Annotated in this window: 22 protein-coding genes; 16 read left to right on the top strand and 6 right to left on the bottom strand. The window is 29.6% G+C overall.

Annotation, left to right across the window (positions count from 1 at the left end):
* The first annotated feature begins 123 nt into the window (after nucleotides 1-123).
* Genes D1816_RS04415 through D1816_RS04400 form a run of 4 tightly spaced genes read left to right on the top strand, consistent with a single transcriptional unit; the run spans nucleotide 124 to nucleotide 2,470 of the window.
* Nucleotides 124-1,239 (top strand): serine hydrolase, encoded by a 1,116-nt coding sequence (locus D1816_RS04415; RefSeq protein ID WP_118501336.1) that lies wholly within the window; start codon nucleotides 124-126, stop codon nucleotides 1,237-1,239.
* A gap of 10 nt (nucleotides 1,240-1,249) precedes the next feature.
* Nucleotides 1,250-1,576, top strand: a complete 327-nt coding sequence (locus D1816_RS04410; RefSeq protein ID WP_066310005.1) for a DUF6249 domain-containing protein — start codon at nucleotides 1,250-1,252, stop codon at nucleotides 1,574-1,576.
* The gene (locus D1816_RS04405; RefSeq protein WP_118501335.1) at nucleotides 1,569-2,135 is read left to right on the top strand and encodes an RNA polymerase sigma factor; all 567 of its coding nucleotides are present in this window, start codon (nucleotides 1,569-1,571) and stop codon (nucleotides 2,133-2,135) included. The genes D1816_RS04410 and D1816_RS04405 overlap by 8 nt, the downstream gene beginning before the upstream one ends.
* Nucleotides 2,132-2,470, top strand: a complete 339-nt coding sequence (locus D1816_RS04400; RefSeq protein WP_118501334.1) for a hypothetical protein — start codon at nucleotides 2,132-2,134, stop codon at nucleotides 2,468-2,470. The genes D1816_RS04405 and D1816_RS04400 overlap by 4 nt, the downstream gene beginning before the upstream one ends.
* A gap of 42 nt (nucleotides 2,471-2,512) precedes the next feature.
* On the opposite strand, the gene D1816_RS04395 is transcribed toward D1816_RS04400, so the two are convergent.
* Entirely contained in the window at nucleotides 2,513-3,397 is an 885-nt protein-coding gene (locus D1816_RS04395; RefSeq protein ID WP_118501333.1) for a LysR family transcriptional regulator, read from the bottom strand.
* 168 nt (nucleotides 3,398-3,565) lie between these two features.
* Between D1816_RS04395 and D1816_RS04390 the strand changes: the two genes are divergently transcribed.
* The 7 genes from D1816_RS04390 to D1816_RS04365 all read left to right on the top strand — a co-directional run bounded on the left by D1816_RS04390 (nucleotide 3,566) and on the right by D1816_RS04365 (nucleotide 7,789).
* Nucleotides 3,566-4,276: an aspartate/glutamate racemase family protein gene (locus D1816_RS04390; RefSeq protein ID WP_118501332.1), complete on the top strand. Its 711-nt coding sequence runs from the start codon at nucleotides 3,566-3,568 to the stop codon at nucleotides 4,274-4,276.
* A gap of 11 nt (nucleotides 4,277-4,287) precedes the next feature.
* Complete coding sequence (locus D1816_RS25575) at nucleotides 4,288-4,461, top strand: hypothetical protein (protein WP_158597775.1); 174 nt, start codon at nucleotides 4,288-4,290, stop codon at nucleotides 4,459-4,461.
* 12 nt (nucleotides 4,462-4,473) lie between these two features.
* Nucleotides 4,474-5,295: a GNAT family N-acetyltransferase gene (locus D1816_RS04385; protein ID WP_118501331.1), complete on the top strand. Its 822-nt coding sequence runs from the start codon at nucleotides 4,474-4,476 to the stop codon at nucleotides 5,293-5,295.
* Nucleotides 5,296-5,358: 63 nt separating this feature from the next.
* Nucleotides 5,359-6,222: an AraC family transcriptional regulator gene (locus tag D1816_RS04380; RefSeq protein WP_066310028.1), complete on the top strand. Its 864-nt coding sequence runs from the start codon at nucleotides 5,359-5,361 to the stop codon at nucleotides 6,220-6,222.
* A 98-nt stretch (nucleotides 6,223-6,320) separates the two neighbouring features.
* Nucleotides 6,321-6,974: a peroxiredoxin-like family protein gene (locus tag D1816_RS04375; protein WP_118501330.1), complete on the top strand. Its 654-nt coding sequence runs from the start codon at nucleotides 6,321-6,323 to the stop codon at nucleotides 6,972-6,974.
* Nucleotides 6,975-6,983: 9 nt separating this feature from the next.
* A complete protein-coding gene (locus D1816_RS04370) occupies nucleotides 6,984-7,376 on the top strand; it encodes a hypothetical protein (RefSeq protein WP_118501329.1) in 393 nt (130 codons plus the stop codon).
* A gap of 38 nt (nucleotides 7,377-7,414) precedes the next feature.
* Nucleotides 7,415-7,789, top strand: a complete 375-nt coding sequence (locus D1816_RS04365; protein WP_066310034.1) for a DoxX family protein — start codon at nucleotides 7,415-7,417, stop codon at nucleotides 7,787-7,789.
* A 70-nt stretch (nucleotides 7,790-7,859) separates the two neighbouring features.
* On the opposite strand, the gene D1816_RS04360 is transcribed toward D1816_RS04365, so the two are convergent.
* On the bottom strand, nucleotides 7,860-8,714 hold the full coding sequence (locus tag D1816_RS04360; RefSeq protein ID WP_118501328.1) for a DUF5694 domain-containing protein: 855 nt from the start codon (nucleotides 8,712-8,714) through the stop codon (nucleotides 7,860-7,862).
* A gap of 203 nt (nucleotides 8,715-8,917) precedes the next feature.
* Here D1816_RS04360 and D1816_RS04355 point away from each other — a divergent pair, with 203 nt between their 5' ends.
* Entirely contained in the window at nucleotides 8,918-9,931 is a 1,014-nt protein-coding gene (locus tag D1816_RS04355) for a sensor histidine kinase (RefSeq protein ID WP_118501327.1), read from the top strand.
* Complete coding sequence (locus D1816_RS04350) at nucleotides 9,928-10,638, top strand: LytTR family DNA-binding domain-containing protein (protein ID WP_118501326.1); 711 nt, start codon at nucleotides 9,928-9,930, stop codon at nucleotides 10,636-10,638. The genes D1816_RS04355 and D1816_RS04350 overlap by 4 nt, the downstream gene beginning before the upstream one ends.
* Before the next feature lie 51 nt (nucleotides 10,639-10,689).
* Here D1816_RS04350 and D1816_RS04345 read toward each other — a convergent pair whose 3' ends face one another.
* The 3 genes from D1816_RS04345 to D1816_RS04335 all read right to left on the bottom strand — a co-directional run bounded on the left by D1816_RS04345 (nucleotide 10,690) and on the right by D1816_RS04335 (nucleotide 13,438).
* Nucleotides 10,690-11,562: a M48 family metallopeptidase gene (locus D1816_RS04345; protein ID WP_118501325.1), complete on the bottom strand. Its 873-nt coding sequence runs from the start codon at nucleotides 11,560-11,562 to the stop codon at nucleotides 10,690-10,692.
* 147 nt (nucleotides 11,563-11,709) lie between these two features.
* Nucleotides 11,710-12,411 carry a LytTR family DNA-binding domain-containing protein gene (locus D1816_RS04340; protein ID WP_118501324.1) on the bottom strand — a complete coding sequence of 234 codons (702 nt, stop codon included), beginning with the start codon at nucleotides 12,409-12,411 and terminating at the stop codon, nucleotides 11,710-11,712.
* 1 nt (nucleotide 12,412) lies between these two features.
* Nucleotides 12,413-13,438, bottom strand: coding sequence for a sensor histidine kinase (locus D1816_RS04335; RefSeq protein ID WP_118501323.1), 1,026 nt, complete (start codon nucleotides 13,436-13,438; stop codon nucleotides 12,413-12,415).
* Nucleotides 13,439-13,652: 214 nt separating this feature from the next.
* On the opposite strand from D1816_RS04335, the gene D1816_RS04330 reads away from it, so the two are divergent.
* Nucleotides 13,653-14,396, top strand: a complete 744-nt coding sequence (locus tag D1816_RS04330; protein ID WP_118501322.1) for a trypsin-like peptidase domain-containing protein — start codon at nucleotides 13,653-13,655, stop codon at nucleotides 14,394-14,396.
* Nucleotides 14,397-14,448: 52 nt separating this feature from the next.
* A complete protein-coding gene (locus D1816_RS04325; protein WP_118501321.1) occupies nucleotides 14,449-15,015 on the top strand; it encodes a hypothetical protein in 567 nt (188 codons plus the stop codon).
* A gap of 72 nt (nucleotides 15,016-15,087) precedes the next feature.
* Here the strand turns inward: D1816_RS04325 and D1816_RS04320 are convergent, their stop codons facing one another.
* Entirely contained in the window at nucleotides 15,088-16,974 is a 1,887-nt protein-coding gene (locus D1816_RS04320; protein WP_118501320.1) for a M57 family metalloprotease, read from the bottom strand.
* A 280-nt stretch (nucleotides 16,975-17,254) separates the two neighbouring features.
* On the opposite strand from D1816_RS04320, the gene D1816_RS04315 reads away from it, so the two are divergent.
* The gene (locus D1816_RS04315; protein WP_118501319.1) at nucleotides 17,255-17,470 is read left to right on the top strand and encodes a hypothetical protein; all 216 of its coding nucleotides are present in this window, start codon (nucleotides 17,255-17,257) and stop codon (nucleotides 17,468-17,470) included.
* Nucleotides 17,471-17,483 lie beyond the last annotated feature (13 nt).

Here is a 17,483-nt window from a genome sequence, read left to right as displayed (position 1 = left end):
CAAAAGCCTATAAAACAAGCAAATCTTAAGAGATCTCACAACTTTTGTAACCTTTTTTAAAGTCATCTTGTCAAATACATGTGAATTCGCAAAAATATAGTACTCACATTAAAATTTAATAAGATGAATCAATCAAAAAGAAAATCAAAATATCTATATCTTGTATTGTTTTTTACCTTTAGTATAGGTGGATGTATTGGTCAAAATATTACTTCGACTTTAAAAACTCCTAATGGCGATAATGTAAAAATCACTACACTAAATACGTATATTAAATCTGCAATGGACTCTATTGGAGTTCCAGGTCTCTCCATAGCAATTATTAATGATCATAATATTGTTTATCATAATACTTTTGGAGTAACGAGTTTAAAAACAAAAGAACAAGTAACGAAGAATACGATTTTTGAAGGAGCTTCTTTATCTAAACCACTTTTTGCGTATTTCTTAATGAAAATGGTTGAGAATGGAGATCTGGATCTTGATAAACCAATATATCCTTATCTTAAGGCTATTTTTCCTGACGGAGTAATTGCTAAAGAATCCTTTGAGGCATATCAAAAATTAACACCAAGAATCATATTATCTCATGGCACAGGGATCCCAAATTGGGTAAAAGGAAAACCTATTACAATTGCTTTTGAACCAGGTACTGATTTTTCATATTCAGGCGAGGCTTACCAACATTTAGGTGCTGCCTTTGGAACAAAAATGGGTATTGGTTGGGGAAGTAAACTAGATAGTCTATTTCTTAAAGAAGTAGCACATCCGATAGGTATGGATAGAAGTTTTTATACATGGAACGATGTTCTTGAAAAGAATGTAGCCAAAGGACACATGAAAGGTAAAGTAAATCCAGAAATTCATAGAGATAAAAAAGTTGGTCCAGGCTATAGTTTACAATCAGATGCAGAAGACTATGCTTTATTTTTAATCGAAATGATGAACCCTAAAAACATTAAAACATCTACTAGAGATGAAATGCTTAAAGAACATAATCATTTTAAAAAAGAAAGTAAACTTTTAAAAGAAACAGGACAAACAGGATGGGGTTTGGGATTTGCACAAAAACCTACTCCCAATGGATTAATGCACCTGCATACAGGTAATAATCATGATTTTCAAGCTTACAGTATGTTTATTCCAAAACAAAAATATGGGTTTGTAATGTTTGCAAACTCTGACAACTTATTTCCGTTATTACAAACCTTAGAAAAAATTATAGGCAAACACTTTTAAAAATATAGATATGAATGAATTAAATGAATTTTTTGGATTAGTATTACTTTCTGTAACAGCCATACTTGTTGTTTTTATTATAGCGCGATATACCTATTTAATAAAAAAAGCAATGATAGATAAAGGTATAAACCTAGAACAAAACAATACTAAGTATAAGTATTTGGATATTGGATGTATTGTTTTTGGTTTAGGAGTTGGTTTATTAGTATCATCGATTTTTACGATGTTCAATTTATCTGAAGATACTACAGACCTATTGGTTTGGGGAACAATTCTAATTTTTGGAGCTGCAGGATCCGTGATTACTCATTTTATAAGAAAGAAACTTGAGTAATTCTAAGAAACAATACGATTACGAGTTAATTCGTAAAATAAATGAAGGTGATACAACTGCATTTAGACAATTGGTCTATTTGTACAAAGATGTATCACTTTCTCTTGCATGTTCTATTTTGAAAGATAAAACAATAGCCGAAGATGTACTACAAGAGGTATTTATTAAAGTGTATGCTAAACTAAATACTTTTAAGTTTAAAGCATCATTTTCAACATGGTTGTATAGAATTGTTGTTAATACGAGTTATAATGAGCTAAAAAAGCAAAAACATACCGTAACAATAGATGCTATTACTATAAATTTAGATACGCAAGGAAAAGATGTAACGCTTGAGTCTGATCAAAAAATGTATATTAATCTCGCTTTAGAAAAACTACGACCTGATGAGGCTTTAGTACTTAGGCTTTTTTATCTATGTGAATCTAGTATTAAAGAGATAGAAAATATTACAGGGTTTAAGAGCTCAAAGATTAAAGTCGATTTGCATAGAGGAAGAGAGAATATACATGCTGAATTGAAAAAAATATTAGGGAATGATCTAAAAAATTTATTATGAACGAAGAAGAAAAATTAAGACAGTTGTTTAAGAAAAGTACAATTAATACATCAGATGATTTTATTAATAACTTAATGCAAACTATAGAAGATAAGCACTCTGCCAAATCACCTTCAATCTGGTGGTCGTTTAAAACTGTATTTATAGCTTGTACCGCATTGGTATTAATTCTAACGTTTATTCTTTTTAAGCTTATTCATATAGAAAATGGATTTTTAGGATCAATCAGTAATATCCCTAAAATGCCTATTTTTCTTATAATTACCACAGTATTTCTGTACTATATTAATACTTTAGTGAAGCTGAGTACTAGGAAAACTGTATTGAACAAATAACAAAATTAAAAAGTAGAAGCAGTAATAAAGATTCTTAAGGATTTATAGAAAGTCATCTTCAAAGTTTGATAGAAAATCATGGATATATTTTTTACTTCTTTGTTCCTGCTTTACAACGACATAATGTTTTCTTTTTAAACCATGTTTTCCAATACGCTTATAAATAAGGTCATCAGATAGTTTAAAAGGTTTTAGTTGCCATTTAGGTGCGCAAATAATTCCCATATTAGCATTTACCATAGATAATGAAGTTTCAGTAAAGGGAATCGCAGAAATTTTGATAGGATTGATTTGGTTTGGTTTTAAAAAATTTTCATAAACAAAAACACCTTCTAACGGGAAAGAATTTATTAATAAATGAACATTAGCAAAATGGCTGGCTTCTAAATACGGTAAAGTACTTAATGGGTTCTCTTTGTGCATTAATACAAAAATTTCATCTTTAAATATTTCTGTACTCGACAATTCTTCTGATATGGGTTTAGTAGTAACAATAGCAATATCTATCTCATTTGCTAATATTTGCGAAATAGTTTGATGTGTAGCGCCCAGGCTTAATTCTATATCAATTTCAGGATAAAGAATCCCCATTTTTTGTATAAACTTAGGAATAGAATGAAAAAATGATTGACACTCTGCACTTAATTTTATTTTTCCCTTAGATCCTGCATTTAGGTGACTTATCCTATCAAAACTTTTGTCAATAGCACTAAATAGAGTATTTGCCAAAGTATAAAGTTCTTCTCCTTCTTTTGTTAATTGCCATTTATTTCGTGAACGATAAAAAACTTTAAACTCTAATCTGTCCTCTAGCTCTCTTAATTGATGACTTAAAGCGGATTGAGTTAAAAATAGACGTTCTGAAGAGTTGGCTATATTACCTTCTTCTACAATCGTTTTTATGAGTCTAAAATATTTTAATTCCATAAATACAAAGATACAATACAATCGATTTGGCAGTAGTTGAAAAAAAATCAATTACAACTACAAAAGTACTCAATGATCAATCTGATTTATACGTGTATGCTACAATAAATTTACACTGTATAAAGTCAATAAATCAAATAGTAATAATTTGTTATAAAACCATTTAGTATGAAAAAGCAATCAAAAACAATAGGATTAATTGGTGGAATGAGCTGGGAATCATCTAAACTGTATTATGAAATAATCAATAAACGAATGAATGAGGTTTTGGGTGATTCTCATTCTGCAAAACTCATCATGGTTTCTGTAAATTTTGAAGAGATCAAAAAAATGACATTTGCGAACAATTGGGAAGGCATCGGAGTTGTAATGGCTAAAAGTGCTAAGCAACTAGAAAAAGCAGGAGCTGATAGTATACTATTGTGTACCAATTTGATTCATTTGGTTAGTGATAAAATAAAAGAAAGTGTAGCGATTCCTTTACTACATATTGCAGATGCCACTGGAGAAAAAATACAGCAGCAGAAATTGCAAAAAGTACTGCTTTTAGGAACTAAATATACGATGGAAAAAGATTTCTATACTAGTGCTTTAGAAGATAAATATGGTCTTGAAGTAATGGTTCCTGAAACTCAGGAAAGACAAACTATTCATGACATTATTTACAATGAATTAGTAAAAGGAATATTTACAGAAAAGTCTAGAAAGTATTTATGCCAAGTTATTGAAGACTCGAAGAGTAAAGGAGCAGAAGGGGCTATTTTAGGATGTACAGAAATACCGATGTTAATTGCTGATCAAGCATTAAGTATACCGACTTTTGATACCGCCAAAATCCATGCGTATAAGGCAGTAGAATGGGCAGTTTCTTTAACTTAATCACAAATATAATGATGAAAATAGTAGAACCAAAATGGCAATATTCAAGTATTTTTATTAAACTTAGAAAGGTAATATGTGCTTTTTTAAGAGAGTATATCGCTAGAATGTCTGGATTATTATATGCAGATTGTTGTGCATATGCTAACAATACAAAGGATAAAAAACGTACGTTTTATAAATAATCTATTATTCTGATGATCATAAAAAGTCTAAATACTATTGATTTTAAAATTTTGATGAATTGTTTTTTAAAAGCATTTGAAAATTACTATGTGAAAATGCCAGAAGATCATCAATACTATAGAAATCGCTGGAAGATGGCTAATGTTTGCTTTGATTTATCTTTTGGAATGTTTGATAATGATAAAATAGTTGGTTTTATTATTAATGCTATAGACAAACGAGATAAGGATTTGATAGCTTTTAATACGGGTACAGGTGTAATTCCAGAGTATAGAGGAAAAGGTATAGTGTACAAACTATATGAGCATGCTATCCCAAAGTTTAAAAAAAATGGTGTTACTAAGTGTTCTTTAGAAGTCATTAAGGATAACACAATTGCTGTAAAAGCTTATAAACGTATTGGTTTCGAGATTACTAAGAGCTACAAATGCTATAATGGAGAGTTACTTTTAAAAGATCAACTAAATGATTTTGAACTAAAACAAGTAGATGTTTCTTTTTTTGATAGGCATACAATACCACAAAAGATGTATTCTTGGGATAATCACATAGAAACATTAAAAAGAGGAGATTATGAGTATTATAGTCTTGTCATGAACGAAAATGAAATAGCTTATTTCGTAATAAATTCAGCTAATGGATATTTGGCACAATTTGATGTTTTTATAGATCAAAAGGATAATTGGATTAGGCTATTTTCTGCTATTAAACGTATGACCAATAGCATAAAAATAAATAATGTTGACGAAGCATTAGATTCTAAACTAAACTTTATCAACAGTATCGGTATACTTAATACTATTGATCAATTTGAGATGGACCTTAGAATTTAAATGAACTTGTATATCTTTAACATTACAGTATATTTGAATGAGTCACTTATTTCATAAAATTAATTGGAAGAACATATAGAAAACATACTATATTCAGAAGTTGCCAGACAACCAATCCCTTTTGAGATTCTTTCTTTTAAAGAACTTTATGACCGCTTTCAAGATCATACCGTAGACTTATTTGCTTCACATAGAATTAAATTTAATGCATTGATGATCATAACTAATGGAAGAAGTGTTCACTTTGCGGATTTTAAAGAGCATATTTTATCTCCCGGAGTATTGATACCATTGGTAAAAGATCAAGTTCATTTCTTTAAGAAAGAACTCTTAGTTGAAGGATATATCATCTCATTTGATGAATCCTTTATGACCGAAAATATAAGTGAAAAAAATCTCTTTCATTTTCTTCATTTATATCACACCTCTAATTTACTTATTGGCCAGGAGAATGTTTCTTACCTTCTTCCTTTTATCGATTTATTGTTACAAGTGCAGAAAAGCACAAATAATAATCTTAAATCGGATTTTGTTAGAACTATTTTTGTTTCATTACTTATACAGATTAAAAGGCTAACAGTATATCAACATGAGACTTTTGAAAGTAAGCGATTTAAAGACTTTATTCAATTTAAAGTATTAATAAGCAAGCATTATCAAGAAAACCATAATGCAAAGGAATACGCTATGCATATGGGGGTATCTTATAAGTATCTTAATGACATTTGCAAAGAATTAGGAAACAAAACAGCAAAAGCTTTTATCGACAATTGGTTACTGCTCGAAATAAAACGTAATCTTTCTGAGAAAAAATATACTACTCAAGAAATAGCATTTAGAATGGGTTTTCGTGAACCATCTAATTTTATTCGTTTCTTTAAAAAATTTACAGGCACTACACCAAATAGATTCGAAAAACAAATCTAAAATTATATTTGCGGTTATAGATTGACTATTTTAAAACTAAGATAGGTTACGCTTGACCCTTATTTGTGGGTTAGTTTTGCGTCATCAAAAAAAAAGAGATGACATTAAAACAACAATTGACACAAATAAGCGATACTGGTTTTGAGAAAATACCTAAAGCAATTGCACGGGTTCTATTGGATGGTATCGAAGAGATAAAATCTAGTAAACTCAAGCAAAAAGGCCTTAAAGAAGGGGATATTGTTCCAAACCTTAAGCTCTTAGATAATAATAACAATTTAAGAAGTCTTAGTGAGTTTATGCATCATGATTTTTTGATTCTAAATTTTTATCGTGGCGGTTGGTGCCCATATTGTAATTTAGAATTAAGAGCGTATCAAAATTTAAGACAAGATTTCATATCTGCTGGAGCGGATATTATAGCTATTAGCCCAGAAAAGCCTGAAATTGCATTAGATACTTCTATTAAAAACTCTATATCCTTTCCCGTTTTAAGTGACATTAATGCTACTATGATGAAGGCGATGGGAATCGCATTTACATTAAATGATGCGTTAAAAAAAGAATATGTCAACTTTGGTATTGACCTAACTACCAGACACAATAATTACAATTTCGAGCTTCCGGTACCAGCAATTTATGTAATAAACAAAGATTTTGAAATTGTATTTAGATACTTCGAAGAAAACCATATGACAAGATTAGAACCCAAAGAACTAATAGAGTTTATAAAAAATAATAGAAACAAATAAAAGAACAAAATGAACGAGAATAAACATACAATTGCAGTAAAAGAAACTATAGAAAACTTAATCAAAGCAGGAACAAGCTTTGATGTAGATCAACTAGAGGTGATTTATCATAAAGATCTTCAGGTTATTATGATCGATGAACAAGGAGAACTAATGATGGCAGATAAAAATGCATTTAAAAGCCTATTTCAAACAAAACGTGATAATAATGAAGATGCCCTAAATACTTGGGCTCAATTTAATTATATTGAAGCTAATGAAACATCTGCTCATTGTTTGATTACAAGAAAAGTTAAACTTACAGAAGAAGAACGAAAATTGGTACTTAGTATTGATCTTATTTGGCAAGATGATCGTTGGCAAGTGACACGAGAAGTGATTTTTTCGCAGGCAATTGACTAAAAATAGAATAATAAGATTTGAATTAAATATAGAATATAATGAAAACGAACAAAATAATATATTGGATTGCTACAGGGTTAATGACTCTAGTATTTTCTTTCTCTGCAGGGATGTATTTGTTTAATTATGAAAGGGCTTCTGGTTTTTTTGAAAACCTTGGGTTTCCTACATGGTTAATTTATCCTTTGGCTATTGCAAAGATTTTAGGATTAATAGCTATTCTAAGTAGAAAAGTTACGCTTTTAAAAGAATGGGCTTATGCAGGTTTCTTTTTCGATGCTGTTTTGGCATTTTTTGCTCATCAAATGATTGGAGACGGGGAGTGGATGCCTTCAATAATTGCAATCGTTACTATACTAATTTCTAGAATTTATGAACGTAAAGTTTTTGTAAACAGAGCAAAAACTAACTAGGTTTTTTATCCTCATCTATTTAAAACTTAAGTAGATGAGGATATAAATTATATTTAAACTAATAAATTAACTAATCACTCATAAGATCTTTTAGTTCAATTATTTGAACTGAATTACTTTGAGACATTAGACTTTCGAGAACTGCTATGTGACCAGCCCCCATGAGAACCATTATCCGTTGATCTTTTGGTTCGGTATATTTTTGAATTGATCCATAAATATAGATATTTCTTTTCACCCATTCTGCTGTAAGAAAAGAACCTACATTTTCATTTATACCCCCTCCTTTATTTGCACCACTTAGATACCAATCAAAATTGGATTTACGTTGTTGTTTATCATTAAGGAAATAGAGTATTTCTTGTAATGATTTCTTCTCAGAAATAAATGTATTAAATGTTTTTTCATATTGTTCGATATCTTCATTAAAAGCTGTAATAAGTTTTGTTTGCCCCGCCTTTTTCATTGTTTTTATCAAACTATCATAAGGAAACGACGTATTTCTATGGTCAACTCCGTATACTCTTTGATGTCCCAGTATTTTGGCTGTCCTAAAACCTAATTGATATATTTCATTTCGCCTTCTGTCACCCCAATTTGTTGTCTTGTACAAATTGTATAAAGAATCTAGTTTAGGTTGATAATTAATTGTTCTTTCCACGAAAATTTTATCTGGATTGAAAGCTTTTATTTTACTAACTATTAGCTCTAAATCATTTTGGTATTGTTTAGATAGTATATCTACTTCATTGGTTTGTACCACGTCTAGACCTTCACTTTGATAATTGTTCCAATGGCTTGAACCAATAAGCAATACTTGTAGCTTATCTTTATTTGATTCTTGAAGAATATCCGATTTTTCTTCGATTTTATTGGGGTGACAAGAAACTAATAGTAAAGTGATGTAGAAGAATAAGTATTTCATAATATATAGTATTGTTTACCTCAAAACTACTTGGTAAATAGACAGACTATATACTTTTAATACCAACGATATAACGTACTCTATAAAAGGTGACGTAAACAAAACGAATATTTATGTTGTGTGTCATTATGGTTTTGTCATGTATAGTAATATGTTTGTCCTTAAAACATATTCAATTCATTTTTTAAAAATAACTTAGCTATATGAAATTAAAAAAAGAATGGTTATATCATATAGCAATTGCTTTGGTGCTTTTGTTAATGGGGTATTTTGAAGATTTTGTTTTAGGAGGAAAAGAACGTTTTTTAAAAAACTTTGAACCAATATATTTAGCTTTAAATGTTACTTTTTATATATCTTCAATAGTAATCTATTTTCTTAATTTTAGAATTACTTGTCCTAAATATCTAAAAAAGGAGAGTATTCTCCAATTTGGGATAGCTCTTTTAATACTTATATTACTTTTTGCCGGAGTACGATACTTTCTTCAAGAAATTGTTTTATTTCAATTTACAGGAATGCATAATTATTATGAAGATTCTCGAAAATTAAGTTATTATGTTTTTGATAATTCATATTATGCAATATCAACTATTCTTTATAGTACATTAATATATTTGACTATTAAGTTTATCGAAGAAAAGGATCATAGTAGGGCTGAACTTGATTTATTAAAATCGCAAATAAGCCCTCACTTTTTATTTAATACATTAAATGCCTTTTATGTAGAATTGATAGAAGATAAACCTAATACAGCCAAAGATATCCACAGATTATCAGAACTCTTACGTTATGTTACCTATGAATCTCAACAAGATTTTGTTTCCTTAGAAAATGAAATTATCTTTTTAAAAGATTATATTCACTTTTTTGAGAAACGTTATGAGGATGAATTGTCGGTCAGTTTTAGTATAAAAGGGGAGGTTACAGGTCAACAAATACCTTCGCTGATTTTAATACATTTTGTAGAAAACCTTTTTAAACATGGTGTTATAAATGATAAAGAAGCTCCAGCACAAATTGAAATTAATATCACGAAAAAAAGCCTAGAATTGACCACAAAAAATAAAATGACATCTTCGGATAAGCATATGGAATCGGGAATTGGCACTAAAAATATTCAAAAAAGACTTACGACATTATTCAACGGTAATTACAGCTTGAACTATACTACGAATCATCCATATTTTAGTACATATCTTAAAATTCCTTTATGATTGAAAAAATTAAATGTATCATAGTAGATGATGAACCACCTGCAATTAGGCTTTTAGAAAAACATATAGCTAAAGTTTCCTTTTTGGAATTGATCACTACAACTACAAATTCTTTAGCTGTCTTAGAAATTTTGGAAAAGCAAAATGTAGATCTGTTGTTTCTAGACATTCAAATGCCAAATTTAACAGGCATTCAATTATCAAAAATTATAGATTCTAAAATCAAAGTAATATTTACTACAGCTTACCCCCAATTTGCTTTAGAGAGTTATGATTTAAATGCAATAGACTACTTATTAAAACCTTTTGATTTTGAACGGTTTTATAAAGCTGTGTCAAAATTGAAACCTCATACGGAGGTTAAACATAAAGAATCCTCCGCAACAAATTATGTATTTATAAAAACAGATGGTAAAAACAATCTTGAAAAAGTATATGTAGATGATATTTTATATATAGAAGGTTTAAAAAATTATGTAGCGATTCATTTAACAAATAAGCAAATAATTACATATAATACCTTAAAGCACATATATGAAACGTTACCCAATCACAAATTTATTCAAATTCACAAGTCATATGTAGTTTCTATAGCGCATATCGATAAAACAAGTTCTACTACTGTACAGATATATGGAAACGAGTTACCCTTGGGAAATACCTATAAAACTGATTTTTTTAAAAAAATTGATATGAATATATTATAGTGATAACTAGTTACAGTATTCAGATTCTATAACTAGTCATCACTTAATTGTTTAAGATTTTGATAATTTGATAGAATCTAATTTGGCTTTGGATAAGTTATAAGCTCTATCTAAATCCTTACTGTTTTTAAAGATATCTCCGTATTCACGAACTTTTTCTACATATTGCATAGCTTTTTTGAATTGCTTATTTCGGTAATAAATAAAACTTTCAAACTCTGCAAAATAGATGTCGTTTTGAGGTTTTGCTCCATATTTTTTAGCCTTTTCTATATATTCGATAGCTTTACGATAGTTTTTCTTACGATAATAAACTGCTGCCATAAACTCATATCCTTTAGGTAGGTGAGGAATAAACTCTGTACTTTTTCGATAACATTCTAAAGCTTTATCATATTCTTTATTATAATAATATGCCATACCTAATGACCATATTGCGGCAGGACTTTTTGGATATAAATCCACTACTTTCTGAAAATACTTTTGTGCTTTTTTATAATCGTCTTCAACTAATAGAGAATATTCTGCTTGTAATATATATTGTTCTGATTTCAATGTTGATTTTTTCGATAATAAATACGCTTTGGTAACCATATTTTTGTATTCTGTAGTATCAGTTACATAAAATGATTTCATCAAAATACCACTGGGATAATTGGGATCTAATTCTATTATTCTTTCTGCTTTTTTTTCGAATTCTTTTTTATCTCCATAGAAAAAGAAATTTGCTTCTAAATCATTAAAAAGTTGATGTACTTCCGGAACTTTTGAATCTACAGCTAAGGTAAACCCATGTGTATTTAAATTTTCGGGAGCATACTTTTGCACAAATTCATCTTCTAATTGACGTTCTGTTTTTTGAGATTGACAAGAAAAGAAACCCAGTAAAAGACTTAAAGTAACTAAATGTAGTATACGGCTCATATTAATATGTTTTAACTATTTTGAAAGCCAAATTATAAAGGAAACAAAAGTCATTTCTTAAAAGTAGAAAATGCATGTATAAACAATGATAGAAGGCAGAAATGTATATAAGAATACTGTTTATATACTAATATTTGCTATTTATAGTTAAGTATGCGATAAAAGTGCAAAAACTTTTGCTGCATAACTAGATCCAATAGGGATTTCGATATTATCTATTTCAATATCTTTTTGAGTATAGGCAGTAATCTTATCAATTGCTATAATATATGACCTGTGTATTCGAACAAAATGTTCTTCAGGAAGTTGGGGTTCTATTTTGCCGATATTACTTTTTACAACTATTTTTTGATGAGTTGTATGAATCTTTATATAGTCTTTTAAACTCTCTATATAGAGAACATCATTATACCATATCTTAATATGCTTCTTATTTACATTTACAAAGAAAAAGGCATCATTTGATGTCAGTTCAACCGGATTTGTAGAAAAACCAGGTGTTCGTTCGTAGTAACGGTCTACTGCTTTTATAAATCTGTCAAATGATATTGGTTTTAATAAATAATCTACAATATCCAGGTCATATCCTTCTAACGCATATTCTCTATAGGCAGTAGTAATTATAACTTTTGGCGGTGATTTAAGTGTTTTTAAAAAATCAATCCCTTTTAAAACGGGCATTTCAATATCCAAAAAAACCAAATCAACTCTCTTTTTTTTAAGAATCTCGAAAGCTTCAATAGCACTATGACAGCTTCCTACTACTTCTAGATCATTTAGCATTTCTATATGATTTTTAAGCAAACTAATTGCTGGAGATTCATCATCAATAAGTAAACATCTAACCATATTATTCTGTATTTAATTTTAATTTTAAATTAAAAAAAGTATTTGTCTCTTCTGTCTCAAACTCATGTTTATTAGTATACAACAAGTCCAGTTGCCTTTTAATGTTTGTGAGTCCAATACCGTTTTTATAATCATCTGTTTTATTACTATCTAATACAGTTGTTTTAGTATTCCAAACCTTAAATTGAATATGAGAAGCCGTTTGTAAAATAGAAATTCTAATTTCTGGTTTAGTTATGTTGCCACTAACACCATGTTTAAATGCATTTTCAACAATAGATAACAGTAAGAGGGGTGCAATTTTTTGTTGATCATTTAAAATTTCCTTTTTAAAATTTACTGTTAATCTTTTTTCATACTTAATACGTTCTAGAGCAATATAATTTTCTATTGTATTGATTTCTTCTAGTAAAGGCACAGTATCTCGTTGACTTTTATATAAGATATAATCTAAAATCTCTGATAGTTGCAATACCATATCAGGTGCTTTTGGAGATTTGGTTATTACATAAGAATATAAGTTGTTTAATGTGTTGAACAAAAAGTGAGGATTTAATTGTGCTTTTAAGTATTTAAGTTCTGTAGATATTTTTTCACTCTCTAACAGAAACATTTTTTCTTTTTCAAATTCCCTTTCCTTATTCGTTTTATAGAAATACATAATTAGCGCAGGAAAATGAAAGGATAACATATAAAATGGGAAATCTTCTAAACTAATTAAAGGATAAGGTCCATCTTCACAATATTTATCCAAATAATAATACCCTATGATACGATAGATTATAGTCAACACTATGATCATAAAAAACATAGACAAACCAAAAATTAGATATTTTTTTTGTTTTAGATAAAATGGGATTTGCCAATAATTAAAGGTATATGCAGCAATCATTAATAATGGAAGTCTAAACAAGGTAGTTTCTACAGATTGGCCAAATAATTCTGGACTCATAGAAGAGAATATATAAAATAGTAAAACCCCAATCCAAAAAAGAATATGTCCAAATGTTTTTTTATGAAAGCTCATGCATGAAATATAATAATTTTAATTTCACTTTAGTAAATAAAACACTGTACAGTGCATAAGTGTATATGGAATAAAAGAAACCGTATAAAAAACAAAAAAATGATGGTAAACGTTTTATACATATCCGGTTACTTGTGTTTCTTATATTTTTTAAGATATAAGTAGTTTTACCAATTAAGTTTATCGTGATTAACTATTCAAAAAACGAAATAACATGAGAATTAGGAATACATTGATAATTATACTTATAGCTAGCCTTACTGTAAATTGTGCTTCTGTTAATAGGTTAAAAGAAAAACCTATTGGTCTTATTAATAATGTCTCTTATATAGATACTAAGTTTAATAATCCTAATGCATCTAATGGCTTTTTAGTACAACATAATAATAAGGAATATGCCATTACAGCAAAGCATGTTCTAATGATATCTAAAACTGATAATATGAAATTCGTTGATTTTGAGGGTGAGTTAGAAGAATGGAAAATGCATCCGAAAAACGATAGTTCATCCTATGTTTTAACAGATAAGCTGTTAAATAGAAACAAAAAAGATTCACTTACATGGAGTTATATGGATACCAATTGGGATACCTATAATGATTGGTTAGTATTTTCGATCAAAAAAAACACAACAAATCATAAACCCTTAAAATTTAGAAAAAAACCGCTCAAAAAAGATGAACCTTTATACGTAGTAGGTTGGTCATATGCCGATACCATTGGGAAACAAAGATTTTATGAGTATACATTTTTAAATACTGAGGGTGATTATCATAACCTTGTTCAAGTTAAAGGGCCAGAAAGTTTAGGAGGACTAAGTGGGGCCCCGATAATTGACAAGAGGGGATATGTTGTTGGCTTAGTCACTTCTGGTGGAGAAGATGAAGAAACAAAAAATATTATGCTTCAAGCTACAAGTTTGGATAATGCTTTTCAATTTATTTCTAAATTACATTAACTTTTGGGATAACTATTAGTACCTTTCTTCGGTTGTAAAAAAGGTAGATATAATGCATACTGTTAAGTTTTTGATTTGGTTTTGTTTATTTTCAATAGTTGTTGGTGCACAAGAAGAAAATCCGGCCAAGCAATTTTGGAATACATTACAAACTCATTGTGGTAAAGCATATGAAGGAACTTTGATACTCCCTAAAGAAGATAAAGCTTTCGGTGGCAAAAAATTAGTGATGCATCTACGCGCTTGTAATGAAACAGAAATTAAAATTCCTTTTTACGTAGGAGATGATAAATCCAGAACTTGGATATTAACGTATCAAAATGATCGTATTTCTTTAAAACATGATCATAGACACGAAGATGGAAAAGAAGATAAAATCAATTTTTATGGAGGGATTTCTACCAATATAGGAAAAGCCAATGTTCAATTTTTTCCTGCAGATAGTAAGACACAATCTATGATCCCTGATGCAGCTACTAATATTTGGTGGATAACTATTAATGAGGGTGTTTTTACCTATAACCTTAGAAGATTAGGTACAGAACGTGTTTTTAAAATAGCTATGGATTTGAAGAATCCTATTACTATACCTGAGGCACCATGGGGCTGGAAAGATTAGTTTTACTAAAAAGAAAAGAGATTGCCCGTAAGGACAATCTCTTTTTTTGTATTTATTTTTTGAAACTAATTCTTAATTGATACAATTCCCAGTATAATTAGAGGCTACACCAACGTGACTACTTACCAAATTAGTAAAAGTTCCGTTTCCATTTGATCTTGCGATATAAATAACTTGGCTTCCTGGTCTTATAAAACAGATATCATCATCACCATCATTATCATAATCCATAGCGACAACTTTATCTATAGTGCTTTTCATATCAAATCCAGCTAAACCGCCATGACTGGCTACAATATTAGTAAAAGTTCCATTTCCATTAGACCTGGCTATATATACAACTTGGCTACCAGGTCTATAAAAACATAAATCATCTTTACCATCTCCATTATAATCTAGGGCAACAACTTTATCTAAACGACTTTTCATATCAAAACCAGCCAGACCGCCATGACTAGCTACGACATTAGTAAAAGTTCCATTTCCGTTTGATCTTCCGATATATACAACTTGACTACCAGGTCTGTAAAAACATAAATCATCTTTACCGTCTCCATTATAATCTAAGGCAACAACTTGATCTAAGCCACTTTTCATATCAAAACCAGCTAAACCTCCATGACTTGCAACTACATTAGTAAAAGTTCCATTTCCATTTGATCTTCCGATATATACTACCTGACTTCCGGGTCTAATAAAACATAAATCATCTTTACCATCTCCATTATAATCTAAAGAAACCACTTTATCTATGTTACTTTTCATATCAAAACCAGCTAAACCACCATGACTAGCAACAATATTAGTATAGCTTCCGTTTCCATTAGATCTAGCTATATATACGACTTGATTTCCAGGTCTGTATAAACATAGATCATCATCCTGATCACCATCATAATCTAGAGCTACAATTCGATCTTTACCACTTTTTAAGTCAAAACCAGCAATTCCTGCATTAGAATTAGAAATAAAATCAAAACCATTGCCTTGCACATCGTAAAAATTAATTCGTTGGGCTGATGGAGCATAGACTGCAAATCCTTCTTGTCCATCACCATTATGATCAACAGGTGTTATTTGATCAATAGCTCCACTTAGATTATATTGTTGTCTATTCATTGCAGTTGAAGGATACAACGCTCTTGCAGCAATAATGTCTCCATTAGAAAAAGGCTTTACAGTTGTGGTACTTGTCGAAGCGCTTGCCCACATTACAGAACTAAAATCCCCTGATGCACCTGTAGCTGTTCCAGGTATATGAGTTGTTGTAACCACATTTCGACTTAATCTAGTGTGTCCGAAACCAATAGCATGTCCGATTTCATGAACCAATACATTTGTCATTGCCTCATCTGTAGTATTTGAGGCATTAAAAGTTTGAAAGTTAATTCGTATTCTTTTACCAGCTCTACCATTTTCTGGACGTCTTGCATCTGCAATTACACTAGTAGGATTTGAAAAGCTTCCAGGATTAGCAAGTACTACATTGGTTTTAGGGATAAAAGGAGAATTTGAATTAATGAATGAGATACGAACATTTAAACATAAGTTAGCATCGTTCCAGATATTTACGGCTCTTACTAATGCTGCACGCCATTGTGGTTGAGATTGTGGTATGCCGTTATAAAATAAAATATTTGCAGCATTTCCATAATTCATACGATATGGATCAAAGTACGCCAATTGTTTTTCATTGCTTTTTTGTTCAGACATTTGCAGTTCTAAATATGCTCTGTCATAAACCATATCACCGGCTAAAATATCTTCCTTAGTAATTAAAATGTCATCGTTTTCAGAGGCTAATCCGTTTTTGAATAGATACTCTTTAATTAAAAGGTCGTTTTCATCAGCTGTAGTAGAATTTGTCGTACTTAACTCTTCTAAAGAATCATCTTTACTACATGAATTAATGATAAAGGTTATCATTAAAAGTTTGATTGTTAATTTGATAATTTTCATTTTACTTATATTTAATTGGTTGTAGATTATAAGTTGTAAAACTAAGTATCAATTAAATTTTAAAGTGAATGTTATCGTTATTAATTAAATAATATTTCTGTCTTTTCAGTTAAGCTGTTTTTATAGTTTTTTTTGGAACTCTAAAAAATTAGATAATGCACTAAAAGGTAAGTGTTTCTAACTATTTCTTGTACATATACGGTATCCGAACATATGATTTCCAAGTTGTTTTAATTTTCAGACTAGTTTAGATTCATATTAATAATAAAAACAATATAATATGTTTCAAAAATTTTCAAAATTGGGATCGGTTTTAAACAAAACAGAACAAAAAATGATAAATGGAGGGCTTCGTCCTAATTCTGACAACTTGGTATGTCATAAATCAGATAGATTTCCCCCAAATGCATGTCCTACGGGGTATTTTTATTCTACAACATGGAATGCATGTTGTCACCATGTCACAGTGGACCTATCAGACCCTATAGCGTTATAGAATTTTACATAGA

Origin of the sequence: Aquimarina sp. AD10 (assembly GCF_003443715.1) — a bacterium.
GTDB classification, from domain to species: Bacteria; Bacteroidota; Bacteroidia; order Flavobacteriales; family Flavobacteriaceae; genus Aquimarina; species Aquimarina aggregata.
The sequence above is the reverse complement of the archived record's forward strand: the minus strand, read 5'-3'. Positions and strand labels throughout refer to the sequence as shown.